19 protein-coding genes and 1 pseudogene are annotated in these 24,772 nt (G+C 66.6%); 13 read left to right on the plus strand and 7 right to left on the minus strand.

Translation table 11 applies throughout. The features are described 5' to 3' along the window. The first annotated feature begins 41 nt into the window (after positions 1-41). From AWC02_RS14625 to AWC02_RS14640, 4 genes are all read left to right on the plus strand, one after another. Complete coding sequence (locus tag AWC02_RS14625; RefSeq protein ID WP_085129483.1) at positions 42-353, plus strand: DUF732 domain-containing protein; 312 nt, start codon at positions 42-44, stop codon at positions 351-353. 36 nt (positions 354-389) lie between these two features. Then, positions 390-1,409: a DNA topoisomerase IB gene (locus tag AWC02_RS14630; protein ID WP_085129484.1), complete on the plus strand. Its 1,020-nt coding sequence runs from the start codon at positions 390-392 to the stop codon at positions 1,407-1,409. A gap of 86 nt (positions 1,410-1,495) precedes the next feature. Then, a complete protein-coding gene (locus AWC02_RS14635) occupies positions 1,496-2,185 on the plus strand; it encodes a VldE C-terminal domain-containing protein (protein WP_085129499.1) in 690 nt (229 codons plus the stop codon). Positions 2,186-2,316: 131 nt separating this feature from the next. Next, positions 2,317-2,712: a DUF6319 family protein gene (locus AWC02_RS14640; protein ID WP_085129485.1), complete on the plus strand. Its 396-nt coding sequence runs from the start codon at positions 2,317-2,319 to the stop codon at positions 2,710-2,712. Positions 2,713-2,740: 28 nt separating this feature from the next. Here the strand turns inward: AWC02_RS14640 and AWC02_RS14645 are convergent, their stop codons facing one another. After that, positions 2,741-5,101, minus strand: a complete 2,361-nt coding sequence (locus tag AWC02_RS14645) for a DEAD/DEAH box helicase (protein ID WP_237160476.1) — start codon at positions 5,099-5,101, stop codon at positions 2,741-2,743. Positions 5,102-5,159: 58 nt separating this feature from the next. Between AWC02_RS14645 and AWC02_RS14650 the strand changes: the two genes are divergently transcribed. Beyond that, on the plus strand, positions 5,160-5,663 hold the full coding sequence (locus AWC02_RS14650) for a TspO/MBR family protein (RefSeq protein ID WP_085129486.1): 504 nt from the start codon (positions 5,160-5,162) through the stop codon (positions 5,661-5,663). Positions 5,664-5,676: 13 nt separating this feature from the next. Here AWC02_RS14650 and AWC02_RS14655 read toward each other — a convergent pair whose 3' ends face one another. Further along, positions 5,677-6,684 (minus strand): oxygenase MpaB family protein, encoded by a 1,008-nt coding sequence (locus AWC02_RS14655; protein WP_085129501.1) that lies wholly within the window; start codon positions 6,682-6,684, stop codon positions 5,677-5,679. A 224-nt stretch (positions 6,685-6,908) separates the two neighbouring features. Between AWC02_RS14655 and AWC02_RS14660 the strand changes: the two genes are divergently transcribed. Then, complete coding sequence (locus AWC02_RS14660; RefSeq protein WP_085129487.1) at positions 6,909-9,116, plus strand: molybdopterin-dependent oxidoreductase; 2,208 nt, start codon at positions 6,909-6,911, stop codon at positions 9,114-9,116. Positions 9,117-9,130: 14 nt separating this feature from the next. Here AWC02_RS14660 and AWC02_RS14665 read toward each other — a convergent pair whose 3' ends face one another. The 3 genes from AWC02_RS14665 to AWC02_RS14675 form a co-directional block, all read right to left on the minus strand. Continuing rightward, positions 9,131-10,180, minus strand: a complete 1,050-nt coding sequence (locus AWC02_RS14665) for an esterase/lipase family protein (protein WP_085129488.1) — start codon at positions 10,178-10,180, stop codon at positions 9,131-9,133. 1,313 nt (positions 10,181-11,493) lie between these two features. After that, positions 11,494-12,159 (minus strand): chymotrypsin family serine protease, encoded by a 666-nt coding sequence (locus tag AWC02_RS14670; protein ID WP_133055644.1) that lies wholly within the window; start codon positions 12,157-12,159, stop codon positions 11,494-11,496. 120 nt (positions 12,160-12,279) lie between these two features. Then, positions 12,280-13,476, minus strand: a complete 1,197-nt coding sequence (locus tag AWC02_RS14675) for an NAD(P)/FAD-dependent oxidoreductase (protein WP_085129490.1) — start codon at positions 13,474-13,476, stop codon at positions 12,280-12,282. A 267-nt stretch (positions 13,477-13,743) separates the two neighbouring features. On the opposite strand from AWC02_RS14675, the gene AWC02_RS14680 reads away from it, so the two are divergent. From AWC02_RS14680 to mgtA, 4 genes are all read left to right on the plus strand, one after another. Continuing rightward, complete coding sequence (locus AWC02_RS14680; protein WP_237160477.1) at positions 13,744-14,043, plus strand: hypothetical protein; 300 nt, start codon at positions 13,744-13,746, stop codon at positions 14,041-14,043. A 578-nt stretch (positions 14,044-14,621) separates the two neighbouring features. Beyond that, the gene (locus AWC02_RS14685; protein ID WP_237160478.1) at positions 14,622-15,341 is read left to right on the plus strand and encodes a hypothetical protein; all 720 of its coding nucleotides are present in this window, start codon (positions 14,622-14,624) and stop codon (positions 15,339-15,341) included. Positions 15,342-15,619: 278 nt separating this feature from the next. After that, positions 15,620-16,111 (plus strand): hypothetical protein, encoded by a 492-nt coding sequence (locus AWC02_RS14690; protein ID WP_237160479.1) that lies wholly within the window; start codon positions 15,620-15,622, stop codon positions 16,109-16,111. A 54-nt stretch (positions 16,112-16,165) separates the two neighbouring features. Then, a complete protein-coding gene (gene mgtA, locus AWC02_RS14695; protein ID WP_085129494.1) occupies positions 16,166-18,805 on the plus strand; it encodes a magnesium-translocating P-type ATPase in 2,640 nt (879 codons plus the stop codon). A gap of 359 nt (positions 18,806-19,164) precedes the next feature. On the opposite strand, the gene AWC02_RS14700 is transcribed toward mgtA, so the two are convergent. Continuing rightward, entirely contained in the window at positions 19,165-19,674 is a 510-nt protein-coding gene (locus AWC02_RS14700; protein ID WP_085129495.1) for a hypothetical protein, read from the minus strand. A gap of 369 nt (positions 19,675-20,043) precedes the next feature. Between AWC02_RS14700 and AWC02_RS14705 the strand changes: the two genes are divergently transcribed. Beyond that, positions 20,044-22,065 carry a hypothetical protein gene (locus tag AWC02_RS14705; protein ID WP_133055645.1) on the plus strand — a complete coding sequence of 674 codons (2,022 nt, stop codon included), beginning with the start codon at positions 20,044-20,046 and terminating at the stop codon, positions 22,063-22,065. Between the two features lie 545 nt (positions 22,066-22,610). Further along, positions 22,611-22,997, plus strand: a complete 387-nt coding sequence (locus AWC02_RS21665; protein ID WP_133055646.1) for a hypothetical protein — start codon at positions 22,611-22,613, stop codon at positions 22,995-22,997. 252 nt (positions 22,998-23,249) lie between these two features. On the opposite strand, the gene AWC02_RS14710 is transcribed toward AWC02_RS21665, so the two are convergent. Further along, the gene (locus tag AWC02_RS14710; protein WP_165757911.1) at positions 23,250-23,546 is read right to left on the minus strand and encodes a DUF732 domain-containing protein; all 297 of its coding nucleotides are present in this window, start codon (positions 23,544-23,546) and stop codon (positions 23,250-23,252) included. A gap of 271 nt (positions 23,547-23,817) precedes the next feature. Between AWC02_RS14710 and AWC02_RS21330 the strand changes: the two are divergent. Continuing rightward, a pseudogene (locus tag AWC02_RS21330) lies at positions 23,818-24,695 on the plus strand (IS3 family transposase); the annotation flags it as partial. Between the last annotated feature and the right edge of the window lie 77 nt (positions 24,696-24,772).

Genomic DNA, 24,772 nt, shown 5'->3' on the forward strand with positions numbered 1-24,772 from the left:
CGCTGCGCCCGCGCGTCGCGGTCGGACGTAGCATCCCTGCTATGAGTGGGACGGTCCGGTTCACCGCGGCGGCGGTCGTCGCCGGTGTCGCGATGGGGATGTCGATCGCGGCCGCACCGGCGCATGCCGATGAGGCCGGTTTCATGAACTACCTCAATACCCACGGCTACACCGCCCGCTACGCCGACGACCAGCCGATAACCGAGCCCAGTGTGCACACGCTCGGGCACATGATCTGCGAGAACCTGCGAGTGGGCCGAACCGTCGAGTCCCAGCAGCCGTACTACCCGGCGTGGCCGCAGTTCCCCCTGATCGCGCAGGCGGCACGCCAGGAGTTGTGCCCCGGCGTCTAGCGTCTCGGCCGGCCGCCGTCGGGGTAATTCTGTGCCGTGCGGCTGCGCAGAAGCGATCCCAACGGCCCCGGCCTTCGCCGGATCGGCAGGGGCCGCGGCTTCTCCTACACCGATGGGGACCAGTCGGTGGCCGACCCGGAGATGCTGGCCCGGATCAAGACCCTGGCGATCCCGCCGGCGTGGCGCAAGGTGTGGATCTGCCCGTACGCCAACGGTCACATTCAGGCGGTCGGGCAAGACGCGGCGGGGCGCCGCCAATACCTGTATCACCCGCAGTGGCAGGCCGAACGCGCTGAGGAGAAGTACGACCGGGCGTTGACGCTGGCCAGGTTGCTGCCGCAGTGGCGCGAGCGCGTGCTGGCCGACTTGGGTGGTCGCGGCCTGCAGCGCGACCGGGTGCTCGCCGTGGCCCAGCAACTGATCGACCGGGGCTACTTCCGGGCCGGCGGCGAGGAGTACACCCAGGACAACGGCAGCTTCGGGTTGGCCACCTTGTTGCGGGACCATGTCCGGCTGCGCAACGGCGGTGTGGAATTCGACTATCCGGCCAAAAGCGGCGTCCGCCGGACGGTTTCCGTCGACGATCCCCCGGTGGTCGACGCGGTGCGCGCCCTGTTGCGCGCCCCGACCGGCAATGCCCGGCTACTGGTGTACCGCACGCGCGACGGCTGGTGCGAGGTGCACGCCGACGATCTCAACGAACGCTTCCGGGAGCTCACCGATGAGCAGTTCAGCGTCAAGGATCTGCGGACCTGGCACGGGACGGTGCTGGCCGCGCAGAGCTTCGCCGCGGCCGCGGAGCCGACGTCGAAAACCGTCTGCCGCCGCGAAGTCGCTGCGGTCATGCGCTCGGTCGCCGAGGACCTGGGCAACACCCCGGCGGTGGCCCGCAGTTCCTACGTCGACCCCCGGGTGGTCCGGGCCTACGAGCAGGGCGTCACCATCCGCGCGGCGCTGCACCGGGCGTCCGGCCGCCGAGCCGACCCCGATCGCCGGCTCGCAGCCGAAGCCGCCACGGCGCGGATGATCCGCCGAATCGACCGCGCCGGAGGCTAGCGCCGGGCACCGAGGACGGCGACGCCCGACCCGCACCGCAGCACCGCTCCGGCCGCTTCGGCGCGTGATTAACTAAAGTTCTCGTGGTGGACAGACGAAAGGTCGCCAGGATCTGCGGTCGCAGCCTGGCAATTCTGACGTCACTGGCGGTCTCTGGAGCCCTCCTGTACGCCCAGGGCAGCCATAATCCGGCTCCCCCGCCCGCCGAGTCCCCCGTGGCGGCGCCCACGACGTCTGCGACTCCCGCGCCACCGCCCACCGGGGGCATCCGGATGGCCAACCCCGAGGAGGCCGCGGCCCTGGCGGCCAGCGTGCCGGCGCCCAGCGACGGTCAGCAATTCACCTTCCCGCTGCCGCCGGGGGTGGCTCCGGAGAGCGGCCTGCAGGTCAAGACCATTTGGGCGGCCCGCACCATCGGCGTGCTGTTTCAGGAGATCAAGACCATCTACGGCTACCGTCAGGACCCGCTGAAGTGGCATCCCAACGGCTTGGCCATCGACGTGATGATTCCGGACTATCACAGCGAGGCCGGCATCCTGCTCGGCGACCAGGTCGCCGGGTATGCGCTGGCCAACGCCGCGCGCTGGGGCGTCAACCACGTGATCTGGCGGCAGAAGATCTACCCGGGTGTCGGCGGCGGGAACTGGACCTCGGACTACGGCAACGAGACCGCCAACCACTACGACCACGTCCACATCGCCACCGACGGCGGTGGCTACCCGACCGGGCAGGAGACGTACTACGTCACCTCGATGAGCCCGCCACCGCCTGACTGAGTCCACCTCGGGCGCGACACGGCCGCCGCGGCCGGGCCGGATCCACCCACCGGTGTCGAACATGTGTTCTAATACCGCGGAGAGGTCGCCCGCCGACGCGGGCCAGACGGAAGCAAGGAGTTCGCGCCATCATGACCGCAACCGCGTTTGCCCCCGACGCCCCCGGGACGGATTCGTTCGCCGACGCCGTCCCGCCCACCGCCGAGGCTGCTCTGTCCACTGAGGCCAGGGAGCCGGTCAAGAAGTCCGCCGGGAAGAAGGCCAAGACCCTCGAGCTGACCCTGAGCGTGACCGGCACCGCCGACGGGGAATGGCGAGCCGACATCAAGCAGGGCAGCACCTATCTGGTGCGCAACCTCGCGGTCGCCGCGGCGGCCGTGTCGCGGGCCGCCAAGGAACTGCACGAGGAGTTGTCCGCGCCGATCGAAGCGGTCATGGACGAGGCGCGCGCCCAGCACGCCGCGCGGGTTGCCGTGCTGGAGGCCGAGCTGGAGGCGGCCCGTAAGGCGCTGGCCGAGTTGGATTGAGGGTGGGCGCCGGCAAGCGAGCCCCCGCTCAGGAGCCGAGCCACCGGAGGAACTCGGTCGCGGTGAACACCGGCTTTCCGTATTTGTGGGCATTGCGGGCTTTTCCCGACTGACTGCCCGCTTCGGCGGCGATCACTGCCTCGCACCGCGTCTTGGTCACCGACCGCACCGGCACCAGCCCCGCCGACACGGCCAGTCGCTCCATGTCGCCGCGGTCGAGTACCCGGCCCTGGCCGTCGACGGCGGTTCCGGTGAAGCAGATGCGGGCGCCGGGAACCAGGACCGCGGCGATCCCGTCGCCCACCGGCCCCAAGGGGCCCAGCGCGGCCGCCGCCTCGCCGGCACCCAGCGCCCCCAGCGCCTTGCGCAGGCGCTGTGCCACCTCGTCCGGTAGCCGGGTGCTGGTGGCGGCGTGCAGGAGTTGGTCGGCAGCCGCCCGGCGCGCCGCCGTGGCCGCGCTGTCCTCCCCGGCCGGCGGCATCGGATCGACGTCGGTGCCCCCGAGCAGGATCGGTCCGAGGGTCCGGCTGATTTCCAGGAGCGCCGACAGCACCGGCCGGTGTGCTGCCGTCGGGGTCCTGACCTCGGGGTCACGGCTCAGCAGGACGGCCCGCGCCTCGTCGCCCTCGGCGTCGGCGAACGGCGAGCAGACGGCGTCGGGTGCGGTGGGATCGGTGCGCGCGAGCGCGGATCTGGCACGCTGCAGCGCCGTCTGGCCGGCCACCGCTGTCCCGGCCAGTTCGATGCCGAGTGGCATCGGCACCATCTGACCCAGGCGCTTGAGCTCGTGGTCGATCAGGCCCAGCGTCTCATCGACTTTCACACCGACCGGGGTGTAGCCGGCCAGCATCGGCGCGATCACCGCCCAGGCCTCCCGCAGGGTGGGCGCCAACAGTACGTCGGCCACCTCGATGCCGTATGCCGCCCGGGCGTCGGCGAGATCGCGCTGCGGGTTGATCAGCGTCGACACCGCCGTGCCGTCGTCGAATGCCACGGCCAGTTCCACCGGGCGCGGTCGCGACATCCGGCTCTGCTCGCCCACGGTGAGCAGGCCGATCGCACAGCGGCGCCGCGTTCGGCCGTTGTCGTTGCCCGCGCGCAGGAATCGGGCGATCCGGTGGTCCACCTTCAGATCTCGGGGCAGCACCGGGCGGGTGAGCACGAGCCCCGACAGCGATGTGCACCGGCTCAGGGCCACATACAGCTGGCCGGTGGAGAACATGCCGCCGGACAGGTCCACCACCAGCCGCTGCAGGGTCTGGCCTTGGCTCTTGTGGATCGTGATCGCCCAGGCCAGGGCGAACGGCAGCTGGGTATAGGTGCCGACGACGTCCCGGCGCAGGGCTGCGCCGTCGACCACCGGCCGGGTGGCCTCCCAGGTGAACGGCGCGACTTCGGCGATCTGGCCGTCGGGGAACTCGACTTCGACCAAGACGCCGCTGCGGTCGTAGCCCACCCCCACCACACGGCCGATCGATCCGTTCACCCAGCGCCCGGCCTGGTCGTTGTTGAGCATCATCACCTGCGCGCCGATTTTGAAGCGCAGCTCGTCGGCAACCGGCTTGTCGAACAGGGACAGGTCGCCGGACTGCCTGGCCCGGTGCGTCAGTTCCTCGCCGGGCAGCCGCTCGAGTTGGCGGCGGTTGCGGGCGCTCACCAGCCGGTTGGTGGGCGCCAGCGTCAACCAGAATTCGTGGTCGGGCGGCTCGAAGTCGGGATCCACCCGGGTGTCGAGGTGCCGCTTGGCGTGACCGAGCAGCACTCCCTCCCGAATCTCGTTGAGGATTGCGGCTATCCGGTCGTCGCCGAGCTGCCGGAACACCGTCGTGAGCGAGATGCTCGGAAAGTCCTCGCGCCGGAAGGCATTCGCCGAGAAGAAGTACGGGGTCTCATAGGTGGTCGAGAAATGGTGCCGTTCGCCTTCGGTGACCACCGGCGGCAGCTGATAGAGGTCGCCCACCAGCACGATCTGCACGCCGCCGAACGCCGTCCCCGGATGCGGGCCGAATCGCTGCAACGCCGCGGCGATCATGTCGAAGACGTCGGCACGCACCATCGACGCCTCGTCGATGATCAGCGTGTCCAGCTTGCCGAGTGTCTTGGTGAACCGGCCGGGCCGGTATTCCCCGGCGATGACATCCGACAGTGTCGTGGTGGGCCGGAATCCGAACAGGCGGTGGATGGTGTGCCCGTCGACGTTGAGTGCGGCGATCCCGGTCGGGGCGGCCACCACCACGTTGCGGTCGGTGTCGGCCATGAAGTGGCGGATGAGCGTGGACTTACCGGTGCCGGCCTTACCGGTCAGAAAGAGGTTTCGGCCTGCTGCCAGCAGCCCCAACGCTTCTCGGAACTCCTCGGTCAGCAGCACCGTGTTGCTCGCTGCCGCCACGGTCGCACCCTACGGGATCCGGGCACCCTTACCGCCGATCCGGTCTAGGGTGACGCCCATGGGAACCAACGCGTCCACAGCACCCCGCTCTGCTGCGTCTCGGCACCTGGCGGCGCTGGTGATTTCGCTGGTCCTGGTCGGCGCGGTCTCTGCGCTGGGTGGGATCAGCTCCGCGGGCGCCGCAGATAAGTACGGGACGCTCGCCCAACCCAGCTGGGCGCCGCCGAGCTACCTGTTCGGCCCGGTGTGGACCGTCCTGTACGTCCTGATGGCGGTCGCGGCATGGCTGGTCTGGCGCACCGATCCGCGGTGGAGCAACCCGGCGATCATCGTCTACGGCGTCCAGCTGGCCCTGAATCTGGCGTGGTCGCCGCTGTTCTTCGGGCTCGGCTGGCGGGGGCTGGCCCTGGTCGACATCCTCGTACTGGACATCGCCGTGGCCGTCACGATCGCCCTGTTCTGGAAGGCGCGTCGCATCGCGGCCATCCTGCTGCTGCCCTATCTCGGGTGGATCCTGTTCGCGACCGCACTGAATTATTCGGTGTGGTCGCTGAACAGCTGAGCCGTCCCCCGGTTCAGTCGGTCTTGGGGCAGTAGAAGTGCGGGTCGTTGCGGTACTGGACCGGCGGCAGGTTGCGTGCCGGTGTCTGCACCAGCGGGGCGTCTACCGGCAGACGGCCTGAGGCGCGGTCCAGCGCCGAACGCTTGCGCGGGTGCATCAACCAACGCTGCGGCGCGTGCTTGCCCACGAACGTGATCACCATGCACAGGGCGTCGTGCATGCGGGCCTGTCGCGGCGACCAGGTGTAGCCCATCAGTTCGCGGATCGGCTCGTCATACAGCGCCACCGTCATGAAGGTCAGGAAGCGCTGCATGACCTTGAGGTTCAGTGCCCACAACCAGTCCGGAATCCATTCCAGGGACGGGTGTTTGGGCATGGTCGACAGGTCCATGACTTCACGGGCCGCCCAGTTGTTCTCCAGGACGTTGCGGCACATGTGATCCCAGTACGCCTCGAACTCTTCCCAGCTCTTGGGCACCGGGCGCATGCTCATGCCGTACATGCGGTACCACTGGACGTGCTCGTCGAACAGCTGGCGCTTGTCGGCCTCGGTCAGTCCGCCACCGAATTTCTCGGCGGCCAGCAGGGTCGACTTGAAGAAGGTCGCGTGCGCCCAGTAGAAGACGTCGGGGTTCAGCGCGCTGTAGCGGCGGCCCTGTTCGTCCACGCCTTTGATACCGATGTGGTAGTCGCGGACCTCGGCACCGGTCTGGGGGGCGCGGTAGCCGTCGAACACCACGCCGCCGATCGGGTAGATCGACCGCATCAGGCGCGGGATGCGCTCCATGAAGAAGATGGAGTGCTCCTTGACCGCGGCGCCGAGCTGCGGGTGCATGTTCTGCATCGAACCCGCCCAGGTTCCCTGGAACAGGCCCGTCCATTGACCGAAGTACTTCCAGGTCAGTGAGTCGGGGCCGAGGGGAATCGGGGGCCCGTCGTAGCCACCGTTGCTCACGGGACAACCCGCCGCAATCGGCGTTTCGCTGGCCGCCGGGCAGGTTTCCGACATGTCTTGAGTCACGGACGCGCACTCCCAGTCATCGTTGACCATATTCTGACAACATGCGTTATCAGTATCGGGAGTCTAGGAGAACTTGGCAGCCCGGTCAATGACGGACCGCGCCGTTTCGCCGGATGCTATCGCCCCAAGCCATGGTGCTGCGGGGCCCTGCGATGCCAGAATTCTTCATGGGTACGCACCCGGCACCAGCGCCGGATGGTGGACCCCCAGGATGGAGACTTCCCATGACAACGGTCGACCTGCCCTTGGCGGACGCGCAGCGTGCGGCAGCCGGCGGCACGAGCACAACCCACAGCAGCCAGTGCACGCTGTGCGAGGCGCACTGCGGCATCGCCATCACGGTGACCGACGGGAAGGTCAGCCGCATCCAGGGCAACCCCGACGATGTCTTCTCGCACGGCTACATCTGCCCGAAGGCGACCGCGTTGGCCGGACTGCACGAGGACCCCGATCGGCTGCGCACGCCCGTGCGGCGGGTCGGGGACGGCTTCGAACCGGTCAGCTGGGACGAAGCCCTCGCCGACATCGGCACCCGTCTGCGCCGCATCCGTAAGGCGCACGGCAATCGGGCGCTGGGCATGTACCTGGGCAATCCTGCGGCGCACAGTTCCGGAGCGGTCTACGGCCTGATGCTGCGTGCGGCGCTGCTGACGCCCAACTTCTTCTCCGCGTCCTCCATCGATCAGATGCCGCACGAGTACGCGGCCTGGAAGGTGTTCGGCTCCAACATCCTCATCCCGATCACCGACATCGACCGGACGCAGCGTCTGGTGATCCTCGGCGCCAACCCGGCGGTGTCCAATGGGTCGCTGTCGATCATGCCCGGCGCCAAACGTCGCATCAAAGCGGTACGCGATCGCGGCGGAACCGTCGTCGTGATCGACCCGCGGCGCACCGAGACCGCCAAGCTGGCGGACCAGCACATCGCGGTGCGCCCCGGCGGCGACACGTATCTGCTGCTGGGCATGCTTCATGTCCTGATCAACGAGAACCTTTGCGACACCGCGGCAATCGCCGAACAGTCGGTCGGCATGCCGCAGCTGCGCCGCCTGGTGGCCGGCGCCTCCCCCGAGGCGGTCGCCGATCGTGCCGGTGTCGACGCGGAGACCATCTACGCCCTGGCCCGCGACCACGCGGCGGCGGAGTCCGCGGCGCTCTACTGCCGGATCGGCATCTGCCAGCAGGAGACCGGGACGCTGGTGAGCTGGCTGGTGATGGTGATCAACGCGGTCACCGGCAACCTGGACCGGCCGGGCGGCACCATGTTCTCCACGCCGATTGCCGACGTTCCCCGCCTCGCTAAGTACATTCCGGCGGGATATGGCGCGTGGACGGACCGCTCCGGACGTCACAAGTCCTTCCGCAGCGAGCTTCCCTCTGTGGTCATGGCCGACGAGATCCTGATGGAGGGCGAGGGCCAGATCAAGGCGATGATCACCTGCGCCGGAAACCCGGTGTCGTCGATCCCGCACAAGGGCCGGCTGGACGAGGCTTTGGCCTCGCTGGATCTGTATGTCGCGGTGGATATGTACATCACCGAGACGAGCCGGCATGCGGATTACATCCTGCCGCCCGTCTCGCCGCTGGAGCGCGAAGACGTCGGGCTGCTCCTCACGGTTTTCAGTGTCCGCAACAACGTCCGCTATCAGCGCCGGACGTTTGAACCGCCGGCGGACGGCAAGGACGACTGGGAGATCCTCAGTCTGCTCGCGCTGGAACTGCTTCCGACTCCCCTGCGGCAGCTGGTGGCGCCGCTGCGTAAGCCGCTGATCAAGGCGATCGATCCGCTGCACATGGCCCGCCTCACCCTGGCGACCGGACCTTATGGATGGATGCGCAAGGGCCGCAAGGGAATATCGATGCGAAAACTGCGCAAGAGCGCGGGCGGACTGGATCTGGGTGCGCTGCAGCCCCGGCTGCGCAAGGTGATCGCCACCCGCGATCGCAAGGTGGCGCTCGCGCCGGACGAGTTCGTCGCGGCGGCCGCCGCATTGCTGGAGGGGCCCGGCGAAGCCAGCAGCGGCTACGACCTACAGCTCATCGGGCGACGCCAGCTGCGCAGCAACAACTCATGGCTGCACAACGTGCCGTCGATGACCAGCGGCAGCAACCAATGCACGCTGCACATGCACTCCAAGGACGCCAGGGCTCGCGGACTCGACGAGGGCGACCTGGTCCAGGTGACCTCGGATATGGGCAAGATCGAGGTTCCGCTGCACATCAGCGACGACATGCGGCCCGGCACCGTTTCGATTCCCCATGGCTGGGGCCACCGCGGCACGGGCTGGCGTCATGCGGAATCGCTGCCCGGGGCCAACGTCAACGACCTGCACGATCCCAGCCGGGTGGACACCTTCACCGGGACGGCGGCGGTCAACAACACCTGGGTCGCCGTCGACGCCGTCGCGACGGCGCCTGCCGCGCAGGCTTAGCCCGCGCGCCCTGCTCAGGCCGGCGGGCAGTCGCGGCGGTTCGGTGTCGTCATCGCCTGCTCGGCGGAGTCGATGGCTTCCCGGACCACGTCGAGGACCCCAGGATCCCAGGTCAGCGCCGTCTCCCAGGCCAGATCGGCCAGGTCGGAGATGTAGATGCTGTGCGTGTCGTCGGTGGTGAAGCACTGCCGATGCGGCAGGACACTGTCGCTGATGTCGGTGGCCAGCGCACTCGACAGCGCGACGATTCCGTCGTTGGGCCACACCGCCGGATCGGCGCCCGGGGCGGGCGCCGCGAACCGGTTGCCGCCGATCAGCGTGACCGGGATCTGATCCAGCACACCGGCCTGGTCTTCGTTCCAGCCGTCGGGTCCCATCAGGTACTTGCTGTTGACCTCGCGGCCCGAGCCGGCCATCAGCCGTTGCACCTCGGTCTGGAAGCCCTTCATCGCGTTCTCGCAGAACCGATCCTGCTGACAGCCCGACAGCGGGGAGATCCCGTTGGCGTAGTCCGACAGGTAGGAGCCCTGCCACGGGGTGCCCAGGGTGGTCAGTGAGCGGATGCGGATCGGCGAATCGAGGCTCTGGAGCACCCGGAACGCCGCGCGCGAGTACAGCCCGCCCATCGAGTGGGCGACCACGTCGATCTCGCTCACGCCGTGGGTGTCGCTCAGATAGGTCAGGAACCGGGCCAGGTGCTCGCCGGCGGTGTCGATGCTGCCGGTGGAGTTGACCGTCATGTTCGCCGGCAGGGTGATCGGGCAGTCAGCGAAGGCGCCGAAACCGTCCTGGTCGACCACGGGGCCGCGGCCGGCCATCGCCGGCGAGGTGTAGACGACGTAGTCGTGGTCGAGCAGGTTCTGGCGCAACGCGGTGTCGGTGTTGCCGGCGGCCAGTCCCGTCGCACATGCCTGGTCCGGTGTCGTGAACGGACTGGTGGCGGCCCCGCCGGACACGATCACCACCGCCCGCTCGCCGGGGTGCGGTGCGCGCGAGGAGCACCCGGCAACGAGCCCGGCGACAACCGAGAGAACGAGCAGGCTGGTCAGCAGACGACGTCGCACTGGCACCTCCGAGATTTGTTGATGGCCGCGAAGATGTTAGCCGGGTTGCCCGCCGCGAACCGGTTGTTTCAGCGGCATTGCCGCGGCGGGAGTCCAGGCCTCTGCCCGGCGGTGGTGGCGCGGTCGTTGTCAGCGCCGACGAGTACCGTGCCCGGCATGGCCTCAGCGACATCGGCCGGCGGTCTTCGGAACACGCCGTAGCCCCACCCCGCAGCCATCTGCGGACCCGGTGGGGCTGCCCCGCTTTCGAGGATCCGCATGTCCCGTACCGATGCTCATGCTCCATTTCACGTCCGCGTCGCCCGCCGGGAAATCTCCGTCGTTGCCGTCCACCGCTGTGCCGGTGGCGGCTGCGATCTTCCCCAGCGCGGCGCTCGCGGTCGCAGCCGCTGCTATTGGGAGTTCGTGTTCACCGGCCGTGGCGTCTGCTCGTGCTGGATGTGCCACTGGCCGCGCCGTCCCCGTGCTCACCGGTCAGCGGTGCGCGCTGGCCTGCGCGAGGTGGCCTGCGCGTGGAACCGCGGGGAACGGGAGATGTGAGCGGTCGGGGGCCGGGTCAGCTCCTGCCTTCCCGGCTGCGGTCGGCGGAATCGTGACGTGGAAACCGCGGATGGCGCAGGTATCCCAGATTCCGCTAACCCTGGTGCCCATACTTCCGTGGCTGGGATCCGGGTAGTTAACCACGCTTTGTCGTACCCCGCTGTCACTATTCGCGCGTGTTGTTGCCTATCGCCCGCAGCGCCTACGCGCACGATGTCGCCCTATGGGTAGCCGGCGGCGATCAGACGGCGTTCGCTTCGGCCTTGGCCATGCATGAGAGCGACTCGTGGACGGGCAGACATACGGGCGGCATTGACGAATCCTTGGCGACTTTCGACAGGAACGAGTGGTGGATCGCCCGCCTTCTCGCCCGCCAGGGGCACAACGTGATCGCCCTACCGACGCGACACCTCGTCGGGCTCCGCTCGCCCGACGCCGCTGTGAGCGGACTTTTAGTTGAGTTCAAGACCTACACAGGTCTGATTCCCCGACAACTGCTCTGCAAGGTTGGCAAAGCGTGGCCACAAGCCGATCGCGTGGTGGTCGGTGTCGACGCTCCGTGGGATTCTTCGGAAGTTCGGAGGGTGTTTCGAGCGGCCGTAGGCTCCGCCCGCCGTCGCGGGATGCGAGCAGTGATGTTCCTCGGCTATGGCTACCAGTTCGAATGGGGTGATTGGAATGCGTGCTTCACAACGTCAGCAACGACAAGGTGTTCGGGTGTGTACGCCGCAGCATCAGGTGCTTTACCCAACGCCGAGCGACGTAGGTATCCGTCAGCTGCCGACCGGGACGAATCCACTGCCCGGGCCGTCGCCGGCGTTGACGTCATCGAGGATCGCGTTGAACTTCGTCAGGTAGGTGACCACGCGGGCGGGCGAGTACCTGCTGCCCGTTGAAACGCCGAAACCGTAAACCAGGCCGACCAGCAGGCCGTCGATGGTTACCGGGGCGCCCAGATCACCGGGGTCAAATTGCTCCCGCATGGTCGCGCGCGGCCAGCCGGTGGACATGATGCGATTGCAGATGCCGGGGGTAGCAGGCCCCCACTTGCATACCAGCGCATCATATTCCGGGCCTGGTCCGATGCCGTTGATGTCGATGCCGGCGTAATTGGACACCGGGATGAGATCAGGTTCGTCGAACTTGATCACCGCATAATGCAGTGCGCCGTTGACGGCGGCCACGCTGCCCACTGCGGTGTCGGTACCCGCTACCGCAACCGCTGCGCCCGGCCCGCCGCACTCCGCTGCCGTGAAGCCCACCACGTCGCCAAACCGGTCACGCCCGATCGCGGTCAATGTGCAGTAGTCGACGCCATCGACCACGATGACGGCTCCCCCGCCCAAGATCACCATCGCCGCAGCGGGAGGAGAAACCGGCAGCCCAATACCGAAGATCAGTGCGAGGGTAAGAGTGATTCGCCAGCGCGTGCGCTGCAAGACGCCTCCGCTCCAGTCAGCCGGCCTCCGGTCGCTACCGATAGGCACTGATCGAAGCACATCAGGTGCGGCACCGATGGCGGTTCCGTGCGCCACGTGGCGCACGGAACCGCCCACCGGTTATCCGACCGCCGACTTCACCGGCACAGGTGGCGTGTTGGCCCCCGGCCACCGGTAGCTGCCGGGCTTGCGGCTCTCTTTGGCGATCTGCTTGACGACAGTGCTGCAGACCATCTCTTTGATGAAGGCCGCAAGCCTTCCGCCGATGTAGAGGCTGCGAGGCGAATCATCGTGGTGTGCGACGGCGATGGTTCCGTGGCGCCGCCCGATGCTGATGTTGGAGCCCACGAAGGACTGATTGAGAACCTTCACCTCGCTGCCCGCGATGCGCGCGAGCACGGTACTGGTGGCCCGAGCAGCCAGCGGCATCGCCGCCTGGCAGCTCATCCGCAGCGGAGGACCTGCCGGTGCCGATGCATCTCCAGCCCCGAAGATCCACGGATCGTCAATGCTGGTGAGGCTTTCATCGGTGACCAGCCGGCCGATGCTGTCGGTGGTCAGCCCACTGCGAGTGGCCAAATCAGGGACGCCGAAGCCGGCGGTCCACACGGTGACGCCGCTGGGCAGACTACGACCGTCGGACAGGCGGACACGGTCTGCGAGGACTTCTTCGACCAGCGCTTCGTCCTCGACGCTCACGCCGAGCTTGGTGAGTTGTCTGCGCACCGATGCTCGGGCTTTATCCCCCACCGCGGGGGCCAGGATGCCGCCACACAGCAGCGACACCTGCGCGTCGGGGCGCTGCTCGGCCAGTTCGGAGGCGGCTTCGATTCCGGTCAGTCCGCCACCCACCACGCAGATCGGCGCATTCTTCGGCAGCAGATCGACCGCGGCGCGCAAGCGCTCGGCCTGTTCGAGCTCGCCGATGGGATAGGCGTGGGCACGTGCACCCGTAACACCTTCGGGCACGGTCCCAGTGCTGCCGACCGCGTAGACCAGATAGTCGTAGGAGACAAGCGAGCCGGACGCCAGCTCGACCGTACGTGTCGCCGCGTCGATTCTGGTGGCGGTATCGACAATGAGGTTGACCCTGTCCCCCAACAGGCCGGCCAAGTCGACTGTGGCGTCGCCACTGCCGGCGACGAACTCATGCAGGCGCACCCGTTCGACGAAGACGGGGCGCGGGTTGATGATCGTGATCTGGATATCGTGGTTCTGCTGCAGCCGATTCGCGGCCAGGGCACCGGCGTAGCCGCCGCCGATCACGACCACATGGGGATTTCGCAGCGAGCTCAGTGGTGCGTTGTTGGCAGACATCTGAATCCTCCTGTTTGTGCGGACACCCCTAGGACACCGGGCAGCACGGGAATGTGACGTCACGTCACCAGATATGGCACAGGTCACCAGCTGACGCTGATGTCACAATTGCGGGCGCTGTCTCGTCATAAGGGAATGAACCCTCTACTGCACCGCACTTGCCTGGCCACACTTGCACTCTCGGGAGTCTTCGTCGGAAGCTGGGCCTACTGTGCGCCACTGCACTGGTACAACACGTTTCCAGGTTTCGGTCTTCGGTGGCTGCCCGTGCTCGGCCCCTACAATGAGCATTTCGCCAAAGACGTTGGCGCGGCGTATCTGGCGACTGCCGTGCTGGCCGCAATAGCCTTCGTCTACCTGGGCAACCGTGCATTGATGCTCGCCACAGCATTGACGCTGTCGACGTTCAACCTGCTGCATCTGATCTATCACGTTCCGATGCTGCACATGTACGGCCCGCTGGACGCCGCCCTGAACGCGATCTCGTTGAGCATGGTCCTGGTGTGCTCAGTGGTGATAGCGCTTCCCGTCGAGGCGACGGCCGACTCGGTAACCGCAGATACCTGAGAGCCGGAACGCGTCAGTGCTATTGGGGCCGGCTGTCACACCCGCCCCTACGGTCGCGCACATGCGCCGCCAAGACGAGCAGCCCGGTCATGGGCTCGGCCCCGTGCTTACGGGCTTCCGCGGAATCGACGCAGCGCTCGACGGCGGGCTTCACCTCAAAGGCCTTGCGCTGGAAGAAAACATCGCGGTCATCACCACAACCACGTTCGCGGTGACGGCAGACGCAGGGACAGGACCGGCCGAATGGGTCGAACACCTGCCATCGGTCGGCCCCGCCGCAGTCGCGCCGACAACGTCGTGCTCCTCTATCGGCCCGACATGTGGGACGGACAGACACCCCGCGAAGGAGAAGTCGACCTCGTCTTGGCCAAGGGCGCTGTCATCCCGAAGAGGTACACCGTCGGGCACCAACTCGTCCGTGGAAAGTTCATCGATCTCCCAATCGATCCCATGCCCCAGCCTGGGTGACAGGCCAACGCAGCCTTCCCGGGCCGACCGACGTCGGCGTTCGGCTCTTGGCGGCAGCCAGGACCGTTGGGTGAATTCCGCAAATCACCGTTCACTAATACATTTGCCCTATGGCCTCTCATGTCGTGCGGGTCACCCCGGTCGGCAAGCACACGCCCGTTGGGGCGAGCACCGCCAGTACGGCAGCGGCGCTACGCGGCCAGATGACTAACAGCGTGGCAAGGCTTACCGCGGCGGCAGGGATCTGGCTGGCCGTCGCCGCGACGGCAGGATGCGGCCACCCCAACCCGCTCGGGCCACCCGTCCCTGAAGGGGCGACCATCCTCAATGGACCGGTCGCCCCCGCCCCGCCACCGCCACCTGGCTGGAAGCAGAACCCCGTAATCCCCACCAGTCAGCAGCAGGCTCAAGACACCATCCTGAGCTATCTGAAGAAAACGCTGGCGGCGTTGCCTGCCGGGACGACGCTGGACGCCAGCCGGTTCGGAGACGCGACCAGCACAGCCGGATGCGACGACAACGACACCAGCCCCACAGCACCCAAGAACTTGGACACCTGGGGCGATCTGAACTTTCCGCGCGGCAACGACACAGCGAGCATCGTGGCTCAGACAGGAGAAATCTGGAAGAGCTGGGGCTGGTACGTCATCGAACGCGAGGGGTTCTACAAACCCAACCGATTCGGCTACGCCCCCGACGGCTACAAGCTCCAAATCATGGCCCGGTACCGACCGGATCAGGCACCGGGTCTCAGCGGTGTGTCGCCGTGCTTCCCTGGCGACGTGCCCAAGGAACGCACCCCGTTCCCGCAGGTGTTGGGGGGCGACTAATCCTCGTGGCCGCGAACACGCTCACAGCCCATCCGTTCCGCCCCTTCTTCACCGGCGCCTCTTTCGAGGCAGCCCCAAAGGGAAATCCGGCACTGGGCAATTTCCGGAAGCGGAACTGACGCAGAACCTGGATTCGCACTGCGGCCGTCGTGAGAAGACTCCTGCTCCACCTCATCGCCACTTCGGCCGTCTTGACGGTGGGTTGTGCACCGACACAACCGGCAGCACCACTGGGTCCGCTGACCCCATCCGGCGCCACGCCGATCCCGGGGCGATCCATGGCATCGACTCCGGCCACACCGGCTCCAAAGGTTCCGAGCTCGCAGCAGGAAGCACAGGACACCGTGCTGCACTACCTACAAAAGACCGTCGACGGGTTGCCGGCCGGAACGGTGCTCGACAGTACCGACTTCCGTGGCGGGGGCAACGGGTCATGCGATGACAACTTCACCGGTCCCGGCAGGCCACCGACCCAGTACGAATATTGGACGCACGTCCATGGACCGCTTGGAGCCAGCCCGGATGAACTCGTCGCGGCGACCGGAGAGGTATGGCGTAGTTGGGGCCTGACCGTGACGGAGCGCGACGACTTCCGGAAGCCGAATAGGTTCGGCCACACCCCGGAGTCGTACCTGCTGCAGGTCAAGGGGTCGGGCCGTCCCGGCTATCCGCCGACGCTCATCGTTTCCTCGCCATGCTTCCCGGGTGATCTGGTGCGAGATGACACCCCTGCCCCGAGCGTGATCAGGCAGACCGCGTCGAGCAGATGATTCGCGGCGACCACTACTCTCGATATCCGGGCCGCTTAAGCGGACACTGGCGCCATGGCCGTCACATCGGCCGACGCGCCTGCGGCGGCCCACCTCGAGCGGGTTGCCGACGCCACGGTGGCCGATGTGCTGACCCATCTGGGCACCTCGGCCGACGGGTTGTCCACCGAGGAAGCCCAGGCCCGGATGGAACGGTTCGGCGGCAACGTCGTGCGCACGCACCGGGTGAGCGCGCTCGCGGTGCTGCGCCGGCAACTCTCCAACGCGATCCTCGCCCTGCTCGCCGTGACAGCCGCCTTGTCCTACACGCTCGGCGACCACACCCAGGCCGTCATCATCGGCATCATCCTGGCCCTCAGCATCGGCCTGGGTTTCTTCAACGAGTACCGCGCGGAGAAGGCCTCCGCCGCGCTGCACACCGCGATCCGGCACCAGGCGGTGGCGCGCCGAGACGGCCAGTTCCAGCGCGTCGACGTCAGCGAGCTTGTCCCCGGCGACGTCATCCGGCTCAGTATCGGTGAGCTGGTGCCCGCCGACGTGCGACTCATCGAGGTCACCGGGCTGGAGTGCAACGAGAGCATCCTCACCGGTGAGTCGAGCGAATCGGAGAAGTCCAGCGCGCCGTGTCCGGCAGGCACGGCACTACCCGACATGCACAACGTGGCGTTCATGGGGACCGTGGTCAACGCCGGCGAAGGGACCGGGGTCGTGTTCGCCACCGGCGCGCAGGCCCAGTTCGGCCGGATCGCCGTCGGTTTGGGCGAGCACCAACCCGAGACGACATTCCAGACCGGTCTGCGCCACTTCTCCTATCTGCTGCTGCGGGTCGCGCTGACGCTGACGGTTGTCATCGTCGTGATCAACCTGCTGCTGGGCCGGCCGGTGATCGATGCGGCCCTGTTCGCCCTCGCGATCGCGGTCGGGATCACCCCGCAGCTGCTCCCGGCGATCGTCAGCACCAGCCTGGCAACCGGATCGCGCAAGCTGGCGGAGAAGAAAGTCCTGGTCAAGCGCCTGGTCTGCATCGAGGACCTCGGCGACATCGACATCCTCATCACCGATAAGACCGGGACGCTGACCCACGGGCAGGTCGCCTTCATCGACGCGGTCACCGCGTCCGGGGAACACTCCGATCCGTTGCTGCGGTACGGGCTGATGGCCACCGACGTCGACCCGGCCACCGGCGGCGCCAGCGCCAACGAGCTGGACGCGGCGCTGTGGTCGGGTCGCCAACCACTCGGCGGTGGTGTCGCGCGGGTCGGTTTCCTGCCCTTCGACCACACTCGGCGGGCGAGTTCGGCGCTCATCGAGGAGGACGGCCGCCGGACCCTGGTGGTCAAAGGCGCACCGGAGCAGATGCTGGAGCGCTGCGAGGTCGTCGCGCCGGAGGCGCACGGGACGCTGTCGACGTTGTTCGCCGGCGGGCAGCGCGTGGTCGCGGTGGCCACCCGGGCCGCTGATGAACTTCAGACCGTCACCGCCGACGACGAGACGCGTCTGACGCTGCAGGGTTTCCTCGTCTTCGCCGACACCCCCAAGGAGGAGGCCCGGGAATCGCTCGCGCAGCTGGCGACGCTGGGCATCGACGTGAAGATCGCCACCGGGGACAATGCCCAGGTCGCCGAAAAGGTCTGTGCGGATCTGGGTTTGGTGTCCAAGGGCACCCTGACCGGGGCGGAGCTGGAGCAGATCGATGACGCCGAATTGGACAAGGTGCTGCACGATCGGACGATCTTCGCGCGAATCTCACCGACCCAGAAGAAGCGCATCGTCTCATCGCTGCGGCGCACCGGCCGTTCGGTGGGTTTCCTCGGTGACGGCGTCAACGACGCGTTGGCACTGCACTCCGCCGACGTCGGCATTTCGGTCGACTCCGCCACCGACGTCGCCAAGGACGCCGCGGATGTCATTCTCTTGGAAAAAGACTTGGGCGTCTTGGCCTCCGGGGTCGCGGAGGGACGGCGGATCTTCGCCAACACCATCAAGTACGTATTGATGGGGACGTCGAGCAACTTCGGGACGATGTTCAGCGCGGCTGCGGCATCGGCCGTGCTGCCGTTCCTGCCGATGCTGCCCAGCCAGATCCTGCTGAACAACCTGCTCTACGACACCTCGCAACTGGCGATTCCGGCCGACCGGGTTGACGCGGAGCAGCTGCACACGCCCTCTCACTGGGAGGTCGGGTTCATCCACCGCTTCATGTTGACCTTCGGCCCGGTGAGTTCGTTGTTCGACTTCCTGACCTTCGGACTGATGCTCGGGGTCTTGCACGCCGGGGAGACCGAGTTCCGCACGGGGTGGTTCGTCGAATCGCTTGCCACGCAGATACTGGTCATCTACGTCGTGCGCACGAGGAAGGTTCCGTTCTTCAAAAGTCGGCCGGGCGGTGCGCTGGTCGCCTCCACCGCCGCCGTGCTGGTCGGCGGTCTCGTGCTGACGTTCTCCCCCATCGGGGTGCAGCTCGGGTTCACCACCCTGCCGTGGATGTTCTTCGGCGCGGTGGTCGCATTGACGGTCGGCTACCTGGCGCTGGTCGATGCCACCAAGCTGGTGTTCTACAGCGAGCCCGTGCAGAACACCGCCGAGCAGCTCCGCACCCGCGGACTTGTACACCGGATACACCGGCGCGCCGCACGGTTCGAGCTCCCGATGCTGCCGAAGATTCAGGCCATCAGAGCCCGCAGCGCATCGTGACGGCTATGACGAGACGCACCCTATGGGTACATCCTGCAGATCGCGGCCGCTCGCCTGCGACGTATCCGCCCACCATTATCGGCGCCTCACCGTGCTACCCGGGAAATCTGCGGCGCGCGGACATCCCGCGAAACCCGCCAGTGCTCATGCAGACCGCGCCGGGATCCTGATCCGGCGAACCGCCGCTTGTGCTGCTGCCGCCTGCCATCGACCTTCCCCGACTCCACCCGCACCTGCCCCCGCTTTGTGTCAATGACCTTCACCCATGACGGGAACCACGCCATGGCGGCAGCAGTACGGGGCTTTTTCTGTCGGGCTCACCCGCAGGAGTTCGAGATTTGCCGGGCTTGGTACCTGACTTAGTTGCCGTCGTTGCCGCCGCCGGTGTCGTCGTCCATCATCTCCAGCAAGTAATAGGACGTGAGGTCGGTGAGGTTCTTCTGTATCTGCTGCTCACGAGGCAAGGCCCGCAGCAGTGTCGGCAGCAGGCTCAAGAAGAGGACCAGCCTCCCAGCTCCCGTGCCTTCCAACCTCTGCAACCGGGTCTGCATCTTGTTCGACTCGACGCGCTCCGCTACGGCGTCGTCCATCAGCGCCTGGGTCGGGTTGACGATGTTCGGATTGTCCGTCAGCTCGATGACCGCCGCACCGCTCGACGCGATGTTGGCATAACTCGCCTCAAGCTCGGTGCGCACCTTCTCGTACACCGCAATGAGGACGGCGATGTACTGCTTGACCGCATCACTGTCGCGCGTGAGAGGTTTCGCCACAGACTGTCGCTCCCTCTTGAGGGCCTTGCTGAGGCGGTTTCGCTCCTCGACCGCCGCGACGAACTCAGTGACGGCGATGTCCAGTGCCTCGTTTGCCATGTCTCCCCTGGTGTTCGTGCGATGCGCCGGCTAGCCCCAAGATCATGCCCGTGGTGGTCAAAACGGGAAAGGGGTGTCTCCGATTGCTCTAATAACACCCTCTGTCCGCTGTCGGGCTGACAGGAATTGGACCTGCGAACAACTTGACCCCCAGAGGCCCATCGTCGCCGTACCGAGGATTCTGGTGGCTCCAGACACCGAGTTTGCCGGTGGCAGTGGGTTGTTCAGTCTGATGAACCGTGAGCCTGGCGACCCATTCCCCGCTGCGCGCGACGTCGGCGCGATCAGCGAGGAGACGTCCGCAGTCTGGCACCGAAAGCATCCGAGGAGCGGTTTTTCTATTTCAGACAATGCGTCTACATTTCGTGCATGGCAGCAGAGCAACCGATCCGGGTCGTGATCTGGGGTCCTGGTGATATGGGCGGACGGGCCCTTCAAGCCACCTTGGATTCTCCCGACTATGACGTCGTGGGCGTGAAGGTGTTCAGCCCGCACAAGGACGGGGTGGACATCGGCGTCCTCGCCGGCCGTGACCCGGTAGGCATCCGCGCCACCACGTCGAAGGAGGCGATCCTCGCGCTGGACGCCGACCTGGTGATCCACACTCCCACCACGCCTGCACTCCTGCAGGGTGCGGACGAGGACGTGATCGAACTGCTGAAGTCAGGCAAGAACGTCGTCTCGGCCGCGGCCTTCCACAATCCAGCCCAGCCGACCTGGCTCTCCGAGACGCATTCGCCGCTGTCGATACTCCGCTCGCTGGCCCGCCTCAAGGTCACTGGAAACGTCTTCGGCGCAGCCGAGAAGCGAGCGCTCAAGGGATTGGCCGCCACCATGCGGGCCGTCAACTCCCCCGTTGGCTTCGCGCTGCGGCCCGGAGCCGAACTGCTCGCGCGGGGCGTCGTCGGCCGCGCGATCCACCAGCGCGCCGACGGCGCCCGCCTGCAGAAAGCCTGCCTGAACGGTGGCGTCTCCCTGCACGGAACGGGTCTGCACCCCGGTCTGATGGTCGAGCAGGTGCTGCTCCGGACCGCCCTTCTCATGGACGAGGTCGAGGAGGTGCGGTTCCTCGAAGTCGGAGACCTCTCCGCGGCACCCGACGGCATGTGGGGCGGCCTGTCCAGCCTGGGATTCGGAGAGCCGCTCAGCGCGGTCGACAACGACCACGCGATCGCCTGGATGCAGCACTTCTACTTCGACGCAGTGCTCGGCAACGTCGCTTGGGAGCTGTGGGGTGTGCCCCCGGAGCAGGTGCGCGTCGAACGGCACGTCTACCCCGTCCCCGCGCGGGTGGAAGTGGCTGCCGGCGGCACGGTGATCCGACCCGGCACGGTCGGCGCGATCCACATGACCTACCGCGGCTACATCGGTGACCGGCTCTTCATGACCAACGAGGAGTGCTGGCACGTGGGCGGCGGCAACGCGCACCTGGGGCCCGATCATCCGAACAGCCTCGCCGGCGGCCACCTGATCACCCTGGAGGGGAAGCCCGGCAGGGTCGAGATGCGCAGCGAGCCCGACGACGAAGCGTTCAACGCCGACTGGTCCGCCGTCACCGACATCTCGGTCAACGCCATGCTGGCTGCGGCGCCGGCGCTCATCGCGTCGCCGCCCGGGGTCGTCATCCCCGATCTCGCACCTCGCTACCGGCTGGAGCCGGCAACTGACACCACGCCGACCGATGCCGCGACGCCCATCACCGTCGCCGTGGTGGGAGACGGCGCTGTCGCCGAACACCTGACCCACCGGATCGCCGATCGAGTCGGACTTGTTCCTGCCGACGGCGATTCGGCGGATCTGGTCGTGTTCGCCGCCGACGGGCCACCGGATACCCAGGCGGTGCTCGAGGCACTGGCGTCCGGCACGGACGTCATCACCGTCTCCCCCGTTCCCGACACCGCGGCCGTGCTCGCCGCCTGCCGCGCCGGCGGCTCCACGTACCACGCCACCGGAGGATATGCGGCTGCCCTGCCGGGCTACGTCATGCGGGCGCTGTCCGGGATCAGTCGCGGCACGCAGTCGGTGACACTCTCCCAGGCGGTCACCGAGTATCCCGCCGACGAGCCGTCGCTGGAGCTTGCGCGGGCTCTCCTGGGCGACGCCGTCTTTCGGACCGGAGGCCCCGACGAGCGCGCCGTGCTTGGCACTGACCTCCCCGACACTGACGCTCCCCTGCAGTGGCGCCTACAAACCGAGTCGGGCGACGCCCGCGGCAACACGCGGTTCACGTTCCACGCCGGGGATGCGCCCGACGCCGTGCATCCTGCTGTCCACCTCACCTGCTGGGGCATCCTGGCTGCCATCGCCCCGGTGCGTGCCAGCGCGCCGGGGATCCTCCACCACGATCTGGGGATCGATCACCTTCGAACTGATCACCGCCTGCCGTCCTGAGGGCGAGGGCTGTCGGCGCTGGATTGGAGTCGGCGGGATTCTGGTGTGCTGTCTGTAACTGGACAGGCTCACGCGCCGAGCGTTAATGCGCCGGTTCTCAAGGCATTTGGGACGTGCATCGCCATGCAAACCCCGGAAAAATCGGGCTCAGTCACTGCGAAGCCGCCTCGGTCAGGGGCGAACGGGGTTGCGCCTTCCCAAGGCGCGATGACAAGCATGTCCGAAGGAGTGATGAAGCAGGTCGGGTCTGGTAACGCTGTGCCGCGAGCACTAACCCCCAGCAGCGTCGCCGGAAGCGCAGGGAGTTCCTGGCTCGCCGTGGGTCGCAGAGCCCGCTTTACCGCCGACCCCGCCGCTACCGCCGGGACGGTACGGCACAGTTGATTTCCCTCTACGACGGGATGGAATCCAGCGAGTCCGACGACCACAACGGAGCCGACGGGCTAGCCAGGCTCGAGCCCTCACCCGACGCAGTGGATCAGTACAGCTTCTGACTCTGATCGGGGTATGTTTCGATGGAACATGTTCTCTATTTAAGGAGGCCTATGCCCAGCGCTGGCCAGAACTTCAACCAAGTAGCCCTGGTTGCCTTATCGCCGGACGACGTCGCGCAACGAATCCTCTCCGGTACAGCGGGTGTCCCCGGATATACGGTGTCGATGGCGGGTCCAGGTTCGATCGTTCTTACTCGAAAATATATCCCGACGTGGGCAATAGTCGTCGCAGTACTCGGCGTGCTCTTTTTCCTTATCGGGCTTCTAGCACTCCTCTACCGCGACACCGAAGTCACGATGGTGACCATTACACCAGTCGAGGGTGGTTCACGTGTGACGGCCTCAGGGGTTGGGAATTACGAAATGCTTACTCGTTTGACTGGGACGATGAGCTCGATGCCCGCCCTCGGTGGTGGCGCGGAGCGCGCTGCGCATTAGTAGCGTTAACCGTCACCTCCGTGACTTCATGTACTAACGAAGCGCCGAGCTCCTGGGCCCGACGGCACGCCATGCCAGACGCTTTCGAAGGGCGCAGATCTTCGCGGCGAGTGCATCTACAGCGACTAACTGAATTCGGTCAGGCGAGACTGCTGGACCATACTAAACCCGGGAGATGCACGCGGCCGTCGGTATTGATGCCACGCCGCAGGACGTCAACACATCGCCTGCGCGTTAAAGGTCCGGACGTGCCTAAAGTGTTTCCGGGCAAAGATATTTCATCGCAAGGTAGACAAAAACCGTTACCTTATTTCCCCCGACATCTGGACTTGCCGCCTCGAAACTCCGTAACGCGGCGCCGACGGAGCGCGACTGTACATCGTCGCAGGCGGCGTACCCCTTGCGGAGAATATCTTTGGGTTTTCCGTCTAAACCGCTCTGGTAAACCTCTTGGACGAAAGCATCCTCACGTTGGGTCGGCTTGGCCTCTGCAGGATTGGGACAAGTAAGTACAACTGCCCCGATTCCAGCCAGCCAGGCAAGACTCACCAGTCTCCTCATGGCATCTGCCACTTAGACCTTATGGTGGCTGGACGACTTCCTTCACGTTCCGCGCATCGATCAGGTCGGTCCGCGCTAGTAGCCATATGTCCTCAGATCCGCCATGGCTCGACGTTAGCAAGTCAACCCTGGGTTCGGAGCGGCTATGGGCAATATGACCATGGCCGTAAACCCGTCAGGACGGCCCGGGGGTCTGCTGCACGATCAGGTGACATCTGAGTTGGCTTGCCCACGATGGGCGGGCTGGAAGGATGTCCCCATGGCAAGGCCCTATCCCCGTGAGTTCCGCGACGACGTTGTCCGTGTGGCCCGCAACCGCGATGACGGGGTGACGATCGAGCAGATCGCCACCGATTTCGGAGTGCACCCGATGACGCTGCAGAAATGGCTCCGTCAGGCCGACATCGACGAGGGTGCCAAGCCCGGCAAGACCACCGGCGAGTCCGCTGAACTGCGGGAACTACGCCGCCGCAACCGTCTGCTGGAGCAGGAAAACGAGGTCCTTCGCCGGGCCGCGGCGTATCTATCGCAGGCCAACCTGCCGGGAAAAGGCTCTACCCGCTCGTGAAAGAGCTCGCCGCCGACGGAATCCCCGTCGCGGTGACGTGCCGGGTACTCAAGCTCGCCCGCCAACCGTATTACCGCTGGCTGGCCCAGCCGGTCACCGAGGCTGAACTCGTCGAGGCCTACCGCGCGAACGCCCTGTTCGACGCCCATCGCGACGATCCGGAGTTCGGGTATCGCTTCCTGGTCGATGAGGCCGGCGACGTCGGCCAGCCGATGGCCGATCGGACCGGGTGGCGGATCTGTTCGGACAACGGCTGGTGGAGTGCGTTCGGCAAACGGAAACGCGGCAAGAACGGCAAGTCTGGTCCACCGGTGCATGACGATCTGGTCGGCCGTGACTTCACTGCCGATGCGCCAAATCAGTTGTGGCTCAGTGATATCACTGAACACCACACCGGCGAAGGCAAGCTCTACCTCTGTGCGGTCAAGGACGCGTTCTCCAATCGGATCGTGGGCTACAGCATCGACTCCCGCATGAAGTCTCGGCTGGCCACCACAGCGTTGGCCAGTGCGGTGGCCCGCCGCGGTGAGGTCGCTGGCTGCATACTGCATTCGGATCGCGGATCTCAGGGCGGATTCAACTGGTCGTCGCAACGCCTTGACTGTGGAGGTGTTCAACAGTGGCGACGAAGGATTGGGCTGCGAAG

The sequence above is a fragment of the Mycolicibacter engbaekii genome, from assembly GCF_002101585.1.
Taxonomy (GTDB): Bacteria; Actinomycetota; Actinomycetes; order Mycobacteriales; family Mycobacteriaceae; genus Mycobacterium; species Mycobacterium engbaekii.